The sequence below is a fragment of the Klebsiella sp. Ech2A genome, assembly GCF_030078455.1.
Classification (GTDB): Bacteria; Pseudomonadota; Gammaproteobacteria; order Enterobacterales; family Enterobacteriaceae; genus Klebsiella; species Klebsiella terrigena.
Genome location: NZ_JAQGFU010000388.1, coordinates 1 through 1,716, shown reverse-complemented (window position 1 = coordinate 1,716; position 1,716 = coordinate 1). Strand labels below are relative to the sequence as shown.

Here is a 1,716-nt window from a genome sequence, read left to right as displayed (position 1 = left end):
ATCCAGGCCGTGCTGATGCAAACCGCCGTGTACTGCGGCGCGCCCGCCGCGCTCGCCGCGTTTCGTATCGCCAGCGCCGCCATTGGCGAATGGGAAAAGGAGAATATCGCCCGGCCATAGCTACGCATCCTGACCCTACGCATTCACCGCCGCCGGCGGTGAGTTCCCTACGTCAAACGCGCCCTGAGAGGCGCGAACAAAGCAGGAGACAGACATGGTAAGCATCGGTGCCAACCAGGCCGTCACTGAAGTGGAACAACAACAATCACATGAAGAGAAGCGCAAAAGCGCCGTGCGCGGCGCATTCTTTTCCGAATATATCGACATGTTTGACATCTATCTGCCGGTGGTTGCGCTGTCGCCGGTGCTGTTTTATTTCCAGCCGCCCAATCTCTCCAGCGGCACGGCTACCATTCTGGCTTCGCTGGTGTTTATCACCACCCTGCTGGGCAGGCCGCTGGGGGCGCTGATTTTTGGCATCGTGGCCGACAAGCTCGGGCGACGCAAAGCCTCCATCTATTCGGTGTCCGGGTTTGGGATCGTCACCTTCCTGATCGCCCTGCTACCGGGCTACGAGACGCTCGGCCTCACCGCTTACGTTTTGCTGGTGCTGCTGCGCTTTATTGACGGCATCTTTCTCGGCGGCGGCTATACCGGGGCCATGCCGCTGGCCATAGAGTACGCCAAAAAAGAGCAGCGCGGCTTTGTCGGCGGGCTGATCATCGCCGGTTTCCCGGCCGCCTATGTGACCATCAACTTAATCACCATGCTGATGTTCTTCCTGTTCCCGCTCGACGGCATCCACTCGCCGTATGCGCAGTGGGGCTGGCGTATTCCGTTCGTTATTGGCGCGCTGCTGGCGGGCGCCCTCGCCCTCTATTATGTCCATAAGGTGGCGGAGTCGGAGGTCTGGCAAAGCGAAGAAGGCGCGGTGAAAGAGAAGCTGCCGCTGCGTGATTTGATTAGCGGCAAAAGCGCCCGCAACCTGCTGCAGGTGCTGATAATGATGACCGGCTTCTGGTTAACGCAGAATATCGTCACCATCTATCTGCCCACCGGTCTGCTGATCAATACCCTACATCTGAGCGGCTTTGAGATGACCGCGACGCTGATGCTCACCTACCTGGTGCTGTTCTTCAGCTACATTGGCGCCGGCCTGCTGGGGCAAAAATATGGCCGCCGTCGCTTCTTTATCGTCGTCGGGCCGCTGATTGCCACCGTTGGCGCCGCCATCCTCTATTTCCTCAGCAGCGTGCCGCATCTGCCGCTGTGGGCGGTGATGACGCTGGTCTGCCTGCTGGCCGTGCTGGTGACCTCGCCCTGGGGGGTGATCGTGACCTATATCAACGAACGATTCGTAACCGATGTCCGGGCGACCGGCTTTGGCGTGGGCTTTAGCCTGTCGGTGATCCTGCCGTCGTTTTACGCCTTTTACATGAGCTGGCTGAGCGCCCTGATGCCGCTGGCCCTGACCGCCGTATTCCTGCTGGTGCTCGGCGGCGTGATTGGCACGGTGGGCGCCCTGATGGGACCCGAAACGAAAAATGTCGATTTCAGCGCACACTAACCGCAAGCACAGGAGAAAAGTGATGCCAGGTAAAAAGTTAGGTTTTATTGGCTTAGGCAACATGGGAGGACGCATGACCCGTTGCCTGGTGGACGCCGGGATCGAAATGCTGGGGTTCGATCCTAAGCCCGGCGCGGGGCAAAAAGCCG

Annotated in this window: 2 protein-coding genes and 1 pseudogene; all 3 read left to right on the top strand. The window is 59.5% G+C overall.

What is annotated here, in order from left to right:
- A pseudogene (locus PFH44_RS27290) lies at positions 1–120 on the top strand (carboxymuconolactone decarboxylase family protein); the annotation flags it as partial.
- Positions 121–214: 94 nt separating this feature from the next.
- The gene (locus tag PFH44_RS27285; protein ID WP_283826790.1) at positions 215–1,567 is read left to right on the top strand and encodes an MFS transporter; all 1,353 of its coding nucleotides are present in this window, start codon (positions 215–217) and stop codon (positions 1,565–1,567) included.
- Positions 1,545–1,716 (top strand): NAD(P)-binding domain-containing protein (locus tag PFH44_RS27280; protein WP_349632161.1); only part of this gene is annotated, 172 nt, incomplete at its 3' end. The genes PFH44_RS27285 and PFH44_RS27280, both read left to right, overlap by 23 nt.